Genomic DNA, 15,147 nt, shown 5'->3' with positions numbered 1-15,147 from the left:
GGATTCCGCGGATGGCCCGGAAAGTAGGGCTGAGGAGGTAATTCTTCACAGTCCCCTGACACGGTGTGCGGCATGCTGAACCGTCATCGGGGTCCGAGCCGTACCTGAAGATGATGATTCTGGAGGATATTCATGACTGAGACGACACGTCGTACGGTGATATTGAGCGCCGGAGGGGCCGGGATGGCCGCGGTGCTGACCGCGTGCGCGGGGTACGGAGAGCCCGCGGCGAGCGGCGGGGACACCTCCTCGACCGCCTCCTCGCAGGCGCCGGAGGCGGCCGAGACGAGCGCGGGCGCCGAGGGGGGCGGCTCCGGGGCGAACGCCCTGGCCAAGACTGCGGACATCCCCGAGGGCGGCGGCAAGGTCTTCAAGGACGAGAAGATCGTGATCGTCCAGCCGGCCGCGGGCGAGTTCAAGGCGTTCAGCTCGGTCTGCACCCACCAGGGGTGCGACGTCGACAAGATCGCGGACGGCACCATCGACTGCCCGTGCCACGGCAGCAAGTTCAAGATCACTGACGGTTCCGTGGCGAACGGTCCGGCCACCAAGCCGCTGGAGGAGAAGGCGATCAAGGTGGACGGCGACTCCATCGTCCTCGCCTGAACCCGGCCGAGGGCCCGCCGCCGGGAGGAACATCCCGGCGGTGGGCCGGGCGGTCCCCGTACGGCCCGGGCCACCTCATGGGCGACGGCCGTCGCGTGGGGCCGCCGTGCCGTGTCCCGGGCCGGGACGAGGGGTGCCACGAAGCCCGGTGGGAGGGCCGTAGGAGAGCCCGGTTGGGAAGGCCACGGGAAAAGCTGTAAGGAAACCTGTCGGTCCGGGCCGATAGGCTTTCCGTGTGGCGAGATCTGTGGGTGGTCCGGTGAGTTTCCGGCCGAAGCCGGGGTCCATCCCCGAGTCCCCGGGCGTCTACCGGTTCAAGGACGCCGAGGGCCGGGTCATCTACGTCGGCAAGGCCAAGAGCCTGCGCCAGCGGCTCAACTCCTACTTCGCCGACTTCGCGGGCCTGCACCCGCGCACCCAGACCATGCTCACCACGGCCGTGGGCGTCGACTGGACGGTCGTCGGCACCGAGGTCGAGGCGCTCCAGCTCGAATACTCCTGGATCAAGGAGTACGACCCCCGGTTCAACGTCAAGTACCGCGACGACAAGTCCTACCCCTACCTCGCGGTCACCATGGCGGAGGAGTTCCCCAGGGTCCAGGTGCTGCGCGGCGCCAAGCGCAAGGGCACCCGCTACTTCGGCCCCTACTCCCACGCCTGGGCGATCAGGGAGACCGTCGACCTGCTGCTGCGGGTCTTCCCGATCAGGAGCTGCTCGGGCGGGGTGTTCAAGCGGGCCGCGCAGATCGGCCGCCCCTGCCTGCTGGGCTACATCGACAAGTGCTCGGCCCCCTGCGTCGGCAGGGTCACCGCCGAGGAGCACCGGGAGCTGGCCGACGACTTCTGCGAGTTCATGGCGGGCAACACCGGCCGGTTCGTCAAGCGGCTGGAGCGCGAGATGCGCGAGGCCGCCGTCGCGCAGGAGTACGAGCGGGCCGCCAGGCTGCGCGACGACGTCCAGGCGCTGCAGCGGGCGATGGAGAAGCAGGCCGTGGTCCTGGGCGACAACACCGACTGTGACGTGGTCGCCCTGGCGGAGGATCCGCTGGAGGCCGCCGTCCAGGTGTTCTACGTCCGGGGCGGGCGGATCAGGGGCCAGCGCGGCTGGGTGGTCGACAAGGTCGACGAGGCCGCGCCGGGCGAGCTGGTCGAGCAGTTCCTCCTGCAGATGTACGGCGACGCGGCCGCCGAGGCGCTGCCCAGGGAGGTGCTGGTGCCCGTCCTGCCCCCCGACGCCGAGGCGGTCACCGAGCTGCTCGGCGAGCACCGCGGGGCGCGGGTGGAGATCAGGGTCCCCCAGCGCGGCGACAAGAGGTCGCTGATGGAGACCGTCGAGCGCAACGCCGTCGAGTCCCTGAAGCAGCACAAGCTGAGGCGGGCCAGCGACCTGACCGCGCGGAGCAGGGCGCTGCAGGAGGTCGCCGACGCCCTCGACCTCGACCAGGTGCCGCTGCGCATCGAGTGCTACGACGTCTCCCACATCCAGGGCACCGACGTGGTGGCCTCCATGGTGGTGTTCGAGGACGGCCTGGCCCGCAAGAGCGAGTACCGCAGGTTCTCCGTGCGCTCCACCGAGGGTGACGTCGCCTCCATATACGAGGTGATCTCCCGCCGGTTCAAGCGCTACCTGGAGGAGCGCTCCGCCGTCGGGGAGCTCGACGCGGCTCCCGAGGCCGATCCGGACGGAGGGGCCGCCGCGGGACCGCGGGACCTGCGGACGCCGGGCATCGACCCGGAGACCGGCAAGCCGCGCAAGTTCGCCTACCCGCCCAACCTGGTCGTCGTCGACGGCGGTCCCGCGCAGGCCGCGGCGGCCCGCAGGGCGCTCGACGAGCTGGGCGTGGACGACGTGGCGGTGTGCGGCCTGGCCAAGCGGCTGGAGGAGGTCTGGCTGCCCGGCGACGACCTGCCGGTGATCCTCGCCCGCTCCAGCGAGGCCCTTTACCTTCTCCAGCGGGTGCGCGACGAAGCCCACCGCTTCGCCATCACCTACCATCGATCCAAACGGTCGAAGAGCGTCAAGGAAAGCGCTCTGGACGAGGTTCCCGGTCTCGGCCCGGCCCGCCGGCAGGCGTTGATCAAGCATTTCGGATCGGTGAAACGGCTGCGAGAGGCGACCGCGGCGCAGATCTGCGAGGTTCCCGGGATCGGCCCCTCGACGGCCGAGACGATCGTGTCGGCTTTGAAGGGGCAGAACCCATGAGCGAAAGAGAGCCCGCGTTCGTCCTCGTCACCGGAATGTCGGGGGCGGGGCGGAGCACCGCCGCCAAGGCCCTGGAGGACCTGGGGTGGTTCGTCATCGACAACCTGCCACCCGGGTTGCTGTTCGCCATGGCCGAGGAGGCGGGGCGGGTCAAACTGGCCGCCGACAAGGTGGCCGCGGTGGTCGACGTGCGCAGCCTGGCCTTCACCAGCGACCTCAACAGCGCGATCGAGGAGCTGGAGGGGCGCGGCGTCGCCGTGCGCGTGGTGTTCCTGGAGGCCAGTGACGAGGAGCTGGTCCGCAGGTTCGAGAACGTCCGCCGCCCGCACCCGCTGCAGAGCGACGGCCGCCTGGTCGACGGGATCGCCCGCGAGCGCGGCATCCTGCGCGAGGTCCGGGCCAACGCCGACCTGGTGATCGACACCTCCAACCTCAACGTCCACGAGCTCCGCGGGAAGATCGTCGCCTTCTTCGGCGGCGAGGACCGTCCCGGCCTGCGGGTCAACGTCGTCTCCTTCGGCTACAAGTACGGCCTGCCCGTCGACGCGGACCTGGTCGTCGACTGCCGGTTCCTGCCCAACCCCCACTGGGTCCCCGAGCTTCGCCCCATGAACGGACTGGACGCCCCCGTACGGGAGTACGTTCTCAACCAAGCGGGTGCGAAGGAACTCCTCGACGCCTACGAGGAGGTGTTCTCCATCATCGCCTCCGGCTACACCCGCGAGGGCAAGAGCTACGCCACGCTCGCCGTCGGCTGCACCGGCGGCAAGCATCGCAGCGTCGCCATGGCCGAGCAGATCGGCGGGCGGCTGCGCGATAGGGGTGGCATGGAGGTGCAGGTGAGCCATCGGGATGTGGGCCGGGAGTGAACGAGGGTCTAAAGGTCGTCGCGCTGGGTGGAGGACACGGGCTGTACGCCTCGCTGTCGGCGTTGCGGAGGGTCACCCCGCGGCTGACGGCGGTGGTCACCGTCGCCGACGACGGGGGGTCGAGCGGCCGTCTCCGCCGTGAGCTCGGCGTGCTCCCACCGGGAGACCTGCGAATGGCCCTGGCCGCCCTGTGCGGCGACGACGAGTGGGGGCGCACCTGGAGCGAGGTCGTCCAGCACCGCTTCCGCAGCGAGGGCGACCTGCACGGCCACGCGATCGGCAACCTGCTGATCGTGGCGCTGTGGGAGCGGCTCGGCGACACGGTCTCCGGGCTCGACTGGCTGGGGCGGCTGCTCGGCGCGCACGGGCGGGTGCTGCCGATGTCCTCGGTGCCGCTCGACATCGCCGCCGAGGTCGAGCTGGACGGCGAGGTGAGCACGGTACGCGGCCAGGTGGCCTGCGCGCTCACCCCCGGCAGGGTCCGGGCCATCTCGCTGCTTCCCGAGGACCCGCCGGCGTGCCCCGAGGCCGTCCAGGCGGTCCTCGACGCCGACTGGGTGGTGTTCGGCCCCGGATCCTGGTTCACCAGCGTGCTGCCCCACCTGAAGGTGCCCGAGCTGGCCGAGGCGCTGCACACCACCCGGGCGCGCCGCCTGGTCGCGCTGAACCTCGCCCCGCAGCCGGGGGAGACCGACGGCTTCTCCCCGCAGAAGCACCTGGAGGTGCTGCGCCAGCACGCGCCCTCCCTGGAGATCGACGTCGTCGTGGCCGACACCGGGGTGATCGAGGATCGTGAGGAGCTGGAGAAGGCCGCGGCCGACCTCGGCGGGCGGCTGGTCCTGGCCTCCGTGGCGGACGAGGACGGCTCCCCGCGACACGATGCACAACGTCTTGCCTCCGTCCTGGACGAGATTTTCCGTGAGAAGCGTTGATCCTGGTCAGCGGTGCTCAGGAGTGCGAGAAACTTCTGTGAGCCCGATTCATCTCGGGTCGCATGGGGTCTGTATGGGGGAGGACGAACGCGCATGGCGATGACAGGTGTGGTCAAGGACGAGCTGAGCAGGCTGCCGGTCCTGAAGCCTTGCTGCCGTAAGGCCGAGGTGTCGACGCTGCTGCGGTTCGCGAGCGGGTTGCACCTGGTGAGCGGCCGGATCGTGATCGAGGCCGAGCTTGACACCAACGTCACCGCCCGGCGGCTGATCAAGGACATCGGTGAGGTTTTCGGGCACAAGGCGGAGGTGCTCGTCCTGGCCCCGGCCGGATTGCGCAAGGGCTCGCGTTACCTCGTGCGGGTCTACCGCGACGGGGAGGCGCTCGCCCGCCAGACCGGTCTGATCGACAACCACGGGCGCCCGGTCCGCGGCCTGCCCCGCCAGGTCGTCGCGGGGGCGACCTGTGACGCCGAGGCGGCCTGGCGGGGGGCGTTCCTGGCGCACGGCTCGCTCACCGAGCCGGGGCGCTCGATGTCGCTGGAGGTCACCTGTCCCGGGCCGGAGGCGGCGCTCGCGCTGGTCGGGTCCGCGCGGCGGTTGAAGATCCACGCCAAGGCGCGTGAGGTGCGCGGCGTCGACCGGGTGGTGGTCCGCGACGGCGACGCCATCGGCGCGCTGCTGACCAGGCTGGGCGCCCACGACAGCGTGCTGGCCTGGGAGGAGCGGCGGATGCGCCGTGAGGTCCGCGCGACGGCCAACCGGCTGGCCAACTTCGACGACGCCAACCTGCGCCGTTCGGCCCGCGCCGCGGTCGCCGCCGGGGCCAGGGTCCAGCGGGCCCTGGAGATCCTCGGGGAGGAGGCCCCCGAGCATCTGGTGATCGCCGGCCGCCTGCGGGTGGAGCACAAGCAGGCGTCCCTGGAGGAGCTCGGCCAGCTCGCGGACCCGCCCCTGACCAAGGACGCCATCGCCGGTCGCATCCGCCGCCTGCTGGCCATGGCCGACAAACGCGCCCAGGACATCGGCATCCCCAACACCGAGGCCAATCTCACCGTCGACATGCTGGCCCCGTAGGTCCTTCCCCGGGTCGCGCGGCCAAGGAGCGCATCGCCAAGGAGCGTGCGGCCGAAGGGGCCCGTCGCCCAGGGCTGCTCTCAGGGCTGCTTTCTCTCAGGGCTGCTTTCTGGGCTCGAAGTAGTTGACCCGGTCGGCCTCGTCCGGCTGCGGGGCGGACGAGGCGTCGTGGGCCGCACGGGCGGCCTTGACGCGCCTGTTCACGAAGCTGAAGCCCGCGTACGCGGCGACCACCCAGAACAGCAGCGAGACGGGGTCGTTGCCGAGGGCATCGGGAAAGGCGTTGAGAACCCGCATGACGGCGGGGCCGTAACCCTCGCCGGACAGTCCCACCCAGACGATGACGGCTCCGGCGATCTGGCCGAGCGCGGCGCCGGCGAGGGAGAGGAAGGCGGCCAGCGGCGGCAGCACCGGGCTGGTCGGCCTGACCGCGACCATGGCGAGGCCGACGAGGACGCCGACGCCGACGGCGGCGAATCCGATCTCGTACCCGCTGAAGGCGATGAGCGCGCCATAGGCCGCGGCTCCCACGACGGTGGCCACAAGGCCGATGAGAATGCCTGGTAGGAGCCCGTTCGTCAGGTGCGGATCGTTGTCTGTCATAGGGGTTCCTCATGGGGTTGGAGGTATTTGCGGTGACGAGTCGGGCACTTTACTTGAATGGTGCGATACCTGTTCGTGGGTTAACGAATAACGGAGCACCCCCTCAAGTGGTCTAGGCCAATTTGGGTCCGATAAGGTTCGTGGTTGAGGTTTCAGCCCGCCCCAAGTCGCCGATCCCGAGAGACCGGCGCATCGACGTACGAGGAGATCGGCACCGTGACCATCCGCGTAGGCGTCAACGGATTCGGCCGCATCGGCCGCAACTTCTGGCGCGCGGTCGCTGCCAGCGGCAAGGACATCGAGATCGTCGCGGTCAACGACCTGACCGACAACGCCACTCTCGCCCACCTGCTGAAGTACGACAGCATCCTCGGCCGTCTGCCGTACGAGGTGAAGAGCACCGCCGACGAGATCATCGTCGACGGCAAGACCATCAAGGCCTTCGCCGAGCGCGACCCCGCCAAGCTGCCCTGGGGCGACCTGGGCGTCGACGTCGTCGTCGAGTCGACCGGTTTCTTCACCGACGCCAACAAGGCCCGCGTGCACGCCGAGAACGGTGCCAAGAAGGTCATCATCTCGGCCCCGGCCAAGAACGAGGACGTCACCGTCGTGATGGGCGTCAACCACGACAAGTACGACCCGGCCAATCACACGGTCATCTCCAACGCCTCCTGCACCACCAACTGCCTGGCGCCGATGGCCAAGGTCCTCAACGACACCTTCGGTATCGAGAAGGGTCTGATGACCACGATCCACGCCTACACGCAGGACCAGAACCTGCAGGACGCCCCGCACAGCGACCTGCGCCGCGCCCGCGCCGCCGCGATCAACATCGTGCCGACCTCGACCGGCGCCGCCAAGGCCATCGGCCTGGTGCTGCCCGAGCTCAAGGGCAAGCTCGACGGCTTCGCGCTGCGCGTGCCGATCCCCACGGGCTCGGCCACCGACCTCACCGTCGAGGTCGGCCGCGAGACCACCGTCGAGGAGGTCAACGCCGCGCTCAAGGCCGCGGCCGAGGGCGAGCTCAAGGGCTACCTCACCTACAGCGAGGACCCGATCGTCTCCTCCGACATCGTCACCGACCCCTCCTCCTGCATCTTCGACGCGCCCCTCACCAAGGTGATCGGCAACCAGGTCAAGGTCGTCGGCTGGTACGACAACGAGTGGGGCTACTCCAACCGTCTCGTCGACCTCATCGAGCTGGTCGGCGCCGACCTCTGATGAAGGACATCTCCGAGTTCGACGTCGAGGGTCGGCGCGTCCTGGTACGCGCCGACCTCAACGTCCCCCTGGAGGGGGACGTCATCACCGACGACGGCCGCATCCGTGCCTCGGTGCCGACGATCAAGGAGCTCGCGGGCAGGGGTGCCCGCGTGGTCGTCGTCGCGCACCTGGGCCGCCCCAAGGGCAAGCCGAACCCGGAATACTCCCTGGCCCCCGTCGCGAAGCGGCTGGGTGAGCTCCTGGGCGCCGACGTCGCCTTCGCCACGGACGTGGTCGGCAAGTCCGCCCAGGACGTCGTGGAGGGCCTCCAGGACGGCCAGGTGGCCCTTCTGGAGAACCTGCGCTTCGAACCGGGCGAGGAGTCCAAGGACGACGAGGACCGGGCCGCCTTCGCCGCCAAGCTGGCGGCCTTCGCCGACGTCTACGTGGGCGACGGCTTCGGCGCGGTGCACCGCAAGCACGCCAGCGTCTACGACGTGCCCGGCCTGCTGCCGCACGCCGCCGGCCGGCTGGTCGTGGCCGAGGTCGAGGTGCTCAGGAAGCTGACCGACGAGACCGAGCGGCCCTACGTCGTGGTGCTCGGCGGCGCCAAGGTCTCCGACAAGCTCGGCGTCATCGGCAACCTGCTGACCAAGGTCAACCGGCTCCTCATCGGCGGCGGCATGGCCTACACCTTCCTGAAGGCCCAGGGCTACGAGGTCGGAAAGTCACTCCTCCAGGAGGACCAGCTCGACAAGGTGCGGGGCTTCCTCGACGAGGCGGCCAAGCGCGGCGTGGAGATCGTCCTGCCGGTCGACGTGCTGGCGGCCGTCGAGTTCGCCGAGGACGCCGAGTACGAGGTGGTCGACGCCACCGCGATCCCGGCCGACCGCGAGGGGCTCGACATCGGCCCGCGCACCCGCGAGCTGTTCGCGGGCAAGCTGGCCGACGCCAGGACGGTGTTCTGGAACGGCCCGATGGGCGTCTTCGAGTTCGAGGCCTTCTCCGGCGGAACCCGCGCGGTCGCCGAGGCGTTGATCGGCTCGGAGGCCTTCACGGTCGTCGGCGGGGGAGACTCCGCCGCCGCCGTGCGCAGGCTCGGCCTGGACGAGGACGGGTTCTCGCACATCTCCACCGGTGGCGGGGCCAGTCTCGAATACCTGGAGGGCAAGACCCTCCCCGGACTCGTGGCGCTGGAGCGGTAGAAGTGGACCCACGCGGTGAGCGGAGTGGCCGGTCGACGACCGACGCCGTCCGCGCAGTGATCAAGGAGTGGTGAGCGAACGATGAGCACACCTCGTAAGCCGCTCATGGCAGGCAACTGGAAGATGAACCTCAACCATCTCGAGGCCATCGCCCACACCCAGAAGCTCGCCTTCGCGCTGAACGACAAGGACTTCGACCGGGTCGAGGTGGCCGTGCTGCCGCCGTTCACCGACCTGCGCGGGGTCCAGACCCTGGTCGACGGCGACAAGCTGCGGATCGTCTACGGCGCGCAGGACCTGTCGCAGTACGACGGCGGCGCCTACACCGGCGAGATCTCCGGTGCCATGCTCGCCAAGATCGGCTGCACTTTCGTGCTCGCCGGGCACTCCGAGCGCCGCCAGTACCACCGCGAGGACGACGACGTCGTCAACGCCAAGGTGCAGGCGGCCTACCGGCACTCGCTCACCCCCATCCTGTGCGTGGGGGAGGGCCTGGAGGTGCGCCGGGCCGGTGGCCAGGTGGCCCACAGCGTCGCCCAGCTCGACGGCGCGCTGCGCAAGGTCACCGCCGAGCAGGTAGCCTCCATCGTGCTCGCCTACGAGCCGGTGTGGGCGATCGGCACCGGCGAGGTGGCCACCCCGGACGACGCGCAGGAGGTCTGCGGGGCACTCCGGGCGCGACTCGCCGAGCTGTACGACGCCGAAGTGGCCGCCGGTGTCCGTATCCTTTACGGTGGGTCGGTCAAGTCAGACAACATCGCGGGCATCATGGCGCAGCCTGATGTCGACGGTGCCCTGATCGGTGGCGCGAGCCTCGACCCCGGGGAGTTCGTCAAGATTTGCCGTTTTGGCGAATTGTCGAGCTGACTGAGCCATTCGGTGGGTACGACTTGACAGCACGTCATACCCTCTTAGAGCAAGTTTGAATCGTCACGCCTTCGGCGTACACAAGGGTCGTGCCCGGACGCGGGACACGCGCACATAGGGAACAGGTCAACGGTGACAATCGGAATCTCCATCGCCCTCATCCTGTCGAGCTTGCTGATGATGCTGCTCGTCCTGCTCCACAAGGGCAAGGGCGGTGGTCTCTCGGATCTGTTCGGTGGCGGTTTCTCGTCGTCGTTCGGAGGCTCCTCCGTGGTGGAGCGCAACCTTGACAGGCTCACCGTCATCACCGGTGTCGTCTGGTTCGTCTGCATCATCGCGCTGGGCCTGCTTCTGCGGCCCTGACCCGGCTTCGACAGGCGTGACAGTGGTTCAGTCCCCGCATCCCCAAGCGGCGGGGCCATCGAGCAAGGAGTTCATCCGTGGGTAGTGGCAACGCGATCCGTGGCAGCCGTGTCGGTGCCGGCCCGATGGGGGAGGCGGAGCGCGGTGAGGCGGCCCCCCGTGTGCGGGTGCCTTTCTGGTGCGCGAACATGCACGAGACGCGCCCCAGTTTCGCCAGCGACGCGGCCGTTCCCGAGTTCTGGGACTGCCCCCGGTGTGGCCTCCCCGCCGGTCAGGACGAGGCCAACCCGCCCGCGCCGCCGCGCAACGAGCCTTACAAGACGCACCTCGCGTACGTCAAGGAGCGCCGCAGCGACAAGGACGGCGCGCAGATCCTGGCCGAGGCCCTGGAGCGGCTGCGCTCCTCCTCGCGCCCGATCTACTAGCCGGTTCCCCGGCCGTACGGGTCCGGGGGCACTGACATCGCACACCTGAAAGACCCTCGTGGGAGATCCTCACGGGGGTCTTTCGCGCGCCATGGCCGCGACCAGGTCGTCAGGGGCGAGGTCGTACGCCTTCCCGGGCAGGTCCTCTTCGCCGCCGTGCGTCACACCCGGGCTAGGGCCTGTTGGGCATGTCAGGCCTGTGTGGCATGTCTGATCTGCCGGACGCGTCGCCCATGTGAGAAACGTCTCTCCTTTGCGCCATGCCGGACATTTTCTTGGAGCCGATCGCCACCGCCCCCAGGCCGAGCAGGAGGATGACGATGCCGGTGATGACGTTGTTCCAGATGCTTCCCCTCGTCGCCGAGCCGGTGATCCAGGGGGACACGATGGTCCAGATCCCGATGACCGGCGCGACCCAGCTGATCCCGTACGTCCGGCCGTAGGCGGACGCGAAGGCGAGGGCCAGGGCGGCGACCGCGATGCCGGTGACGAGGTTGCTCACGGCGAGCCTGGACAGGCCGTTGAAACCGACCACCCAGGGTGAGATCGCCAGATACAGACCTGCCAGGAGGCCCAGCCCCTCGATGGTCTGGGCTACCGAGCTGGAGCCCGCTCGTTCGTATCTTTCCCGCATCTCGATGAGATCGGGGTGGTGTTCCAGACTGGTGGGTCTCGTCATGCCCCATTCCCCCTTACCGCTCTTCGGTAAATCCCGATTTCCCGCCAAAGCGGATTTGTGCTGATATACCCGACATAAGCTCTAAACAGCCCAAAAGAGGGCAAGTTTCGCTAATGACATCGCCGGGACGCGGGCTCCGACGGCCTCCCCCGGCGGGCCCGCACCCTCGTGACCTCCCGCGCCGCCGGGGGAGGGCCCGCGCCGAACCGGCCTGATCATCGTGATGGCGCCGGGGTGGCGCCGCACGTCCTGGGTACGGGATGGGGCACACCCCTCGCGCGAACATGGAGCCGGGGGAGAACGAGGTTGCCCGGAGGTGACCTTATGGACGAGAAGACAGGAACGCACGATCACCCGAAGAGCGCGCTGAATCTGCGGCTCTTCCTCGCGACCTTCGGCCTGGTGGTGTGCGCGGCCCTGGCCGCCCTCTCGGCGTGGGCCGGGATCACCGCGCTCGCCGTGGCCCTGGCCGTGCTGGCCGCCGTCGCCGTGGTGGACATCGTGGTGGTCGGGATCAGGATCGCCCGCAGGCGCCGGCGCGGCGAACGGCACACCCTCTTCGAGTAGGAGACCGCCTTCGGGCGGGAGAACGCGCGGACGGCCGTGTGCCCGGTGGCCGGCGGCTCGTCCCGCCGGTCCGCGCGGCGGATCCGCACCGGGCCGCCGACCGTGAATTGTCCTGATCATCCGTACGAAGTACCAGGAAGATCCGTAATATGTGGATCTTTCTTACACGTACGTGATGTGGGGGACACAAGTGACGGCAGTCAACAACGGGGTCACGCGACGGCGGCTTCTCCAGGCGGGCGTCGGAGTCGTGCCCGCGCTCGCCCTGGGGGCGGGGCCCGCGCGGGCGGCGGCGGGGGAGCCGCTCGTCAGCGGGGTCGTCCCCGCGGCGCTGAAGAGCTTCGACGACGTGATGAGGAAGTACGTCGCCGAGCGCGAGATCGGCTGCGCGCAGCTCGCGGTCGCGCGGAAGGGCAAGATCCTGCTGGCGCGCGGGTACGGGACGTACTCGGTGCGCAACGCCCAGAACGTGCCGATCCTCGCGCGCGTGCAGCCGACCTCGCTGTTCCGCGTCGCCAGCCTGAGCAAGCACATCACCTCCGCCGCGATCATGCGGCTGGTCCAGGACGGCAGGCTCAGCCTCTCGGCCCCGGTCACCACGCTGCTCGGGCTCTCGGCGGCGGCCGACCCCCGGCTGGCCCAGGTGACGGTGCTGAGGCTCATGCAGCACCTGGGCGGCTGGGACGCCGCGGTCTCCAAGGACCGGCTCTGGATGGACCACACGATCTCCGCCGCCCTCGGCGTGCCGCTGCCGATCGGCCACGACGACATCATCCGCTACTCCACGGCCCGCCCCCTCGACTTCGACCCCGGTTCCAAGATGGTCTATTCCAACTACGGCTACGCGCTGCTCGGGCGGATCGTCGAGAAGGTCTCCGGCGCGAGCTACGAGTCGTACGTCAAGCAGAGGCTCCTCGCGCCCGCCGGGGTCACCAGGATGCGGCTCGGCCGCAGCCTGCGGGCGGAGTCGCCCGCGGGCGAGGTGAACTACGTCTCGAAGTTCACCAACAAGTCCGTCGTGGACGGCTCCGGCACCGTCGTGCCGTACCCCTACGGCGGTTTCAACATGCCCAACCATGACGCCAACGGCGGCTGGACCGCCTCGGCGGTCGACATGGTGAGGTTCGCGATGGTCTACGACGCCGCCGGCCCGGTCCTGAACGCCACCTCGATCGCGAAGCTGTTCGCGAAGCCGGAGACCGGCGTCACCTCCGGCGGATCCTGGTACGGCGGCGGCTGGTTGATCCGGGCCTCGGGCGCCGGCATCAACACCTGGCACGTGGGTTCGATGCCCGGCACGTTCACCTACCTGGCCCGGCTGAGCGGCGGGATCTCCTACTGCGCCACGTTCAACCGCCGCGAGGAGGAGGGATCGCCCGACTTCGACGTGATCGACCCGCTTCTCTACCAGACGGCGCGCGCGGTCACCTCCTGGCCGACGACCGACCTCACCTCGAAGTACTTCTGAGCCCGGGCTTCGAGGTTCTCCCGGAGCTCCGCGGGCGAGAGAGCGGGATCGCTTTCCCGCTCTCTCGCCACTTCCCGGTCTCCCGGAACGGGACCTCCGGTCTCGCGGCCTCGCCCGGAGGTTCCGTTCCGGTGTCCCGCCGGAGAGAGGCCCCCTCTCACCTCGACCGGTCGTCCAGGGCGAAGGACAGGTAGCGGTCGGCGGAGCGGCGGACGGCCTCGGCGCCGTCGGTGCGCACGACCCGCTTCCACCAGCCGCCGTAGACGCGTTCGAAGGAGTAGGGCTCCAGCAGCGACAGGGCGCGGCGGACCGTGCCGGGCCGCTCGGGGATGAGGTTGGGGTAGCTGTACATGAAGCTCACCCAGCGGCGGTCCTGGACCACCTGGAGGATGTCGCCGGAGAACAGGGCGCCCCGGCCCTCCTCGCCGTCGCGCCAGTGCATGACCTGGCCGCCGTCGAAGTGGACGCCCGCGTTGATCAGCGTCAGCCCTTCGAGGATCTCGTGGGTGTCGCCCTCCCAGAACACGACGGAGTCGTCGGGGCGGCCCACCCAGGCGCGGTCGGCCGCGTGGATGTGGATCGGCGCGTCGAAGGCGTGCGCCCACTCCACCATCGAGCCGTAGAAGTGCGGGTGGCTGATCGCGATGGCGTCGATCCCGCCGAGTTCGGTGACCTGCCCGACCAGTTCGTCGTCGAGGTGGGTGACCATGTCCCACAGCACGTTGCCGCCGGGCGTGCGGACCAGCAGCGCCCGCTGCCCGATGGCCGTGGCGGGGTCGGTGCCGACCCCGACCACTCCGCCGCCCTCCTCGGCGACCAGCGGCCTGTGCCCGGTGGCGCGCAGCTCGTTCAGGGAGGTCCAGCGCTGCCCCTCCCAGCCGACGTACTGCCGCTCGTCCTCGCAGATCGGGCAGTTCTCCTGGGGGGCGGCGTACTGGACCCCGCAGGTGACGCAGATGGGCAGATCGTTCACGGAGGCTCCTCGGGTCGTGTTCGCTCCCCACCATAAGATCGCCGCGCCCGCCGGGGGCGGGCGAGGGCGGTGGGACCGGGTGCGGGAACCGCCGATCGGCGCGCCCGGGAATTGTGATGGACGTTCATTTAGTTTCCTGTTATTTGTAGTGATATATCGGGCGATACGCGGTCTTTATGGCTCGCAAAAGAAAGTATCAGCCGTCTTGACGGCGCCCGTTTGACGCAATAATAATCAACCGTAGGTGCCGCTGATCAGGGAAAACTCGGTGCTCGCAGAAATGGCATCACCCGCGAGCGGCTCCCTGTGCTCATTATTCATCGCTGGCAATACCGGCGGCGACAAGCCGTCGTCGAATTCAATCGGCCGTCATTGTTCGCGGCCATCGGCGAGAAAGTGGTGTCACGGTGGTGGAACTCCTGCAACGCGACCTCATCGAGCGCAAGTACGACGTGTGCTTCGGGCACGGCGACCAGAACGACGACGGCATCCTGGAGATGGCCGACTGCATCGCGCTCGGCGCGCGCGTCATCGCCTACCTTGAGGAGCCCTTCGACTCGCCCAAGGCCCTTGAGCTGCTCCGCAGCTTCGGCCAGTTCTGGCAGCACCTCACCGGCAAGCTCGACGCCGACCACGACGGCAAGATCACCCCGGAGGAGTTCAGGGAGGGGATGCGGCAGGCCTGGATCGACGACCCCGGCGGCTTCGAGACGGCCTTCCGGCCGGCCGCGCAGGCCCTGTGGAACCTCTGCGACAAGAACGACAACGGCACCGTCGCGGCGGAGGAGTTCGCCAGGTTCCACAAGGCGTTCGGCACGTCCGAGGAGAACAGCCGCATCGCCTTCGAAAAGCTCGACGTGAACGGAAACGGAAATCTCTCGGTCGACGAGCTCGTCACCGCGTGGAAGGAGTTCTACACGAGCCTCGACCCCGACGCCCGGGGAAACTGGCTTTTCGGGGATATCTGGGAGAGGGATATCTGGGACGGCACCAGGGTGAAACTCTGACCTGCTGACGGCCCTTTGCCGGTTCACTCAGGTTTGACAACCCGTTGACGTCGAAAAGGCTCCCGGCGTGATTTTCCTGCCACGCCGGGAGCCTTTCGTTTCC

16 protein-coding genes are annotated in these 15,147 nt (G+C 69.1%); 13 read left to right on the top strand and 3 right to left on the bottom strand.

The window, feature by feature from the left end; translation table 11 throughout:
- Positions 1-132 precede the first annotated feature (132 nt).
- The 5 genes from AC5L38_RS35565 to whiA all read left to right on the top strand — a co-directional run bounded on the left by AC5L38_RS35565 (position 133) and on the right by whiA (position 5,684).
- On the top strand, positions 133-606 hold the full coding sequence (locus AC5L38_RS35565) for a Rieske (2Fe-2S) protein (protein ID WP_495247191.1): 474 nt from the start codon (positions 133-135) through the stop codon (positions 604-606).
- 247 nt (positions 607-853) lie between these two features.
- Complete coding sequence (gene uvrC / locus AC5L38_RS35560) at positions 854-2,809, top strand: excinuclease ABC subunit UvrC (protein ID WP_495247217.1); 1,956 nt, start codon at positions 854-856, stop codon at positions 2,807-2,809.
- Positions 2,806-3,678 carry an RNase adapter RapZ gene (gene rapZ, locus AC5L38_RS35555; protein ID WP_389913526.1) on the top strand — a complete coding sequence of 291 codons (873 nt, stop codon included), beginning with the start codon at positions 2,806-2,808 and terminating at the stop codon, positions 3,676-3,678. The genes uvrC and rapZ overlap by 4 nt, the downstream gene beginning before the upstream one ends.
- Positions 3,675-4,610 carry a gluconeogenesis factor YvcK family protein gene (locus AC5L38_RS35550; RefSeq protein ID WP_495247190.1) on the top strand — a complete coding sequence of 312 codons (936 nt, stop codon included), beginning with the start codon at positions 3,675-3,677 and terminating at the stop codon, positions 4,608-4,610. The genes rapZ and AC5L38_RS35550 overlap by 4 nt, the downstream gene beginning before the upstream one ends.
- Before the next feature lie 93 nt (positions 4,611-4,703).
- Positions 4,704-5,684: a DNA-binding protein WhiA gene (gene whiA, locus AC5L38_RS35545; protein WP_329079024.1), complete on the top strand. Its 981-nt coding sequence runs from the start codon at positions 4,704-4,706 to the stop codon at positions 5,682-5,684.
- 96 nt (positions 5,685-5,780) lie between these two features.
- Here the strand turns inward: whiA and AC5L38_RS35540 are convergent, their stop codons facing one another.
- A complete protein-coding gene (locus AC5L38_RS35540; RefSeq protein WP_495247189.1) occupies positions 5,781-6,287 on the bottom strand; it encodes a hypothetical protein in 507 nt (168 codons plus the stop codon).
- Between the two features lie 216 nt (positions 6,288-6,503).
- Here AC5L38_RS35540 and gap point away from each other — a divergent pair, with 216 nt between their 5' ends.
- The 5 genes from gap (at position 6,504) to AC5L38_RS35515 (ending at position 10,350) form a co-directional block, all read left to right on the top strand.
- Positions 6,504-7,508, top strand: coding sequence for a type I glyceraldehyde-3-phosphate dehydrogenase (gap, locus tag AC5L38_RS35535; RefSeq protein ID WP_495247188.1), 1,005 nt, complete (start codon positions 6,504-6,506; stop codon positions 7,506-7,508).
- Entirely contained in the window at positions 7,508-8,695 is a 1,188-nt protein-coding gene (locus AC5L38_RS35530; RefSeq protein WP_495247187.1) for a phosphoglycerate kinase, read from the top strand. The genes gap and AC5L38_RS35530 overlap by 1 nt, the downstream gene beginning before the upstream one ends.
- Before the next feature lie 81 nt (positions 8,696-8,776).
- Positions 8,777-9,562, top strand: coding sequence for a triose-phosphate isomerase (tpiA, locus tag AC5L38_RS35525; protein ID WP_495247186.1), 786 nt, complete (start codon positions 8,777-8,779; stop codon positions 9,560-9,562).
- A 132-nt stretch (positions 9,563-9,694) separates the two neighbouring features.
- Positions 9,695-9,925, top strand: coding sequence for a preprotein translocase subunit SecG (secG, locus tag AC5L38_RS35520; RefSeq protein ID WP_030905020.1), 231 nt, complete (start codon positions 9,695-9,697; stop codon positions 9,923-9,925).
- 77 nt (positions 9,926-10,002) lie between these two features.
- Positions 10,003-10,350 carry an RNA polymerase-binding protein RbpA gene (locus AC5L38_RS35515; protein ID WP_012892502.1) on the top strand — a complete coding sequence of 116 codons (348 nt, stop codon included), beginning with the start codon at positions 10,003-10,005 and terminating at the stop codon, positions 10,348-10,350.
- Between the two features lie 172 nt (positions 10,351-10,522).
- On the opposite strand, the gene AC5L38_RS35510 is transcribed toward AC5L38_RS35515, so the two are convergent.
- Positions 10,523-11,029 carry an SPW repeat protein gene (locus tag AC5L38_RS35510; protein ID WP_495247185.1) on the bottom strand — a complete coding sequence of 169 codons (507 nt, stop codon included), beginning with the start codon at positions 11,027-11,029 and terminating at the stop codon, positions 10,523-10,525.
- Between the two features lie 324 nt (positions 11,030-11,353).
- Between AC5L38_RS35510 and AC5L38_RS35505 the strand changes: the two genes are divergently transcribed.
- Both AC5L38_RS35505 and AC5L38_RS35500 read left to right on the top strand, forming a co-directional pair.
- Positions 11,354-11,596, top strand: coding sequence for a DUF6343 family protein (locus tag AC5L38_RS35505; RefSeq protein WP_495247184.1), 243 nt, complete (start codon positions 11,354-11,356; stop codon positions 11,594-11,596).
- Positions 11,597-11,786: 190 nt separating this feature from the next.
- Positions 11,787-13,064: a serine hydrolase domain-containing protein gene (locus AC5L38_RS35500; RefSeq protein WP_495247183.1), complete on the top strand. Its 1,278-nt coding sequence runs from the start codon at positions 11,787-11,789 to the stop codon at positions 13,062-13,064.
- A 157-nt stretch (positions 13,065-13,221) separates the two neighbouring features.
- On the opposite strand, the gene AC5L38_RS35495 is transcribed toward AC5L38_RS35500, so the two are convergent.
- Complete coding sequence (locus AC5L38_RS35495) at positions 13,222-14,037, bottom strand: MBL fold metallo-hydrolase (protein ID WP_495247182.1); 816 nt, start codon at positions 14,035-14,037, stop codon at positions 13,222-13,224.
- A 410-nt stretch (positions 14,038-14,447) separates the two neighbouring features.
- Between AC5L38_RS35495 and AC5L38_RS35490 the strand changes: the two genes are divergently transcribed.
- Positions 14,448-15,044: an EF-hand domain-containing protein gene (locus tag AC5L38_RS35490; RefSeq protein WP_495247181.1), complete on the top strand. Its 597-nt coding sequence runs from the start codon at positions 14,448-14,450 to the stop codon at positions 15,042-15,044.
- The last annotated feature ends 103 nt before the right edge of the window (positions 15,045-15,147 follow it).

The organism is Streptosporangium nanhuense, assembly GCF_059358815.1.
The sequence above is the reverse complement of the archived record's forward strand: the minus strand, read 5'-3'. Positions and strand labels throughout refer to the sequence as shown.

What these genes read in the sequence shown, in the direction of transcription:
- AC5L38_RS35565 (WP_495247191.1), top strand. Translation starts at nt 133, where the DNA reads ATGACTGAGACGACACGTCGTACGGTGATATTGAGCGCCGGAGGGGCC.
- rapZ (WP_389913526.1), top strand. Translation starts at nt 2,806, where the DNA reads ATGAGCGAAAGAGAGCCCGCGTTCGTCCTCGTCACCGGAATGTCGGGG.
- whiA (WP_329079024.1), top strand. Translation starts at nt 4,704, where the DNA reads ATGGCGATGACAGGTGTGGTCAAGGACGAGCTGAGCAGGCTGCCGGTC.
- AC5L38_RS35540 (WP_495247189.1), bottom strand. Translation starts at nt 6,287, where the DNA reads ATGACAGACAACGATCCGCACCTGACGAACGGGCTCCTACCAGGCATT.
- AC5L38_RS35530 (WP_495247187.1), top strand. Translation starts at nt 7,508, where the DNA reads ATGAAGGACATCTCCGAGTTCGACGTCGAGGGTCGGCGCGTCCTGGTA.
- tpiA (WP_495247186.1), top strand. Translation starts at nt 8,777, where the DNA reads ATGAGCACACCTCGTAAGCCGCTCATGGCAGGCAACTGGAAGATGAAC.
- AC5L38_RS35510 (WP_495247185.1), bottom strand. Translation starts at nt 11,029, where the DNA reads ATGACGAGACCCACCAGTCTGGAACACCACCCCGATCTCATCGAGATG.
- AC5L38_RS35505 (WP_495247184.1), top strand. Translation starts at nt 11,354, where the DNA reads ATGGACGAGAAGACAGGAACGCACGATCACCCGAAGAGCGCGCTGAAT.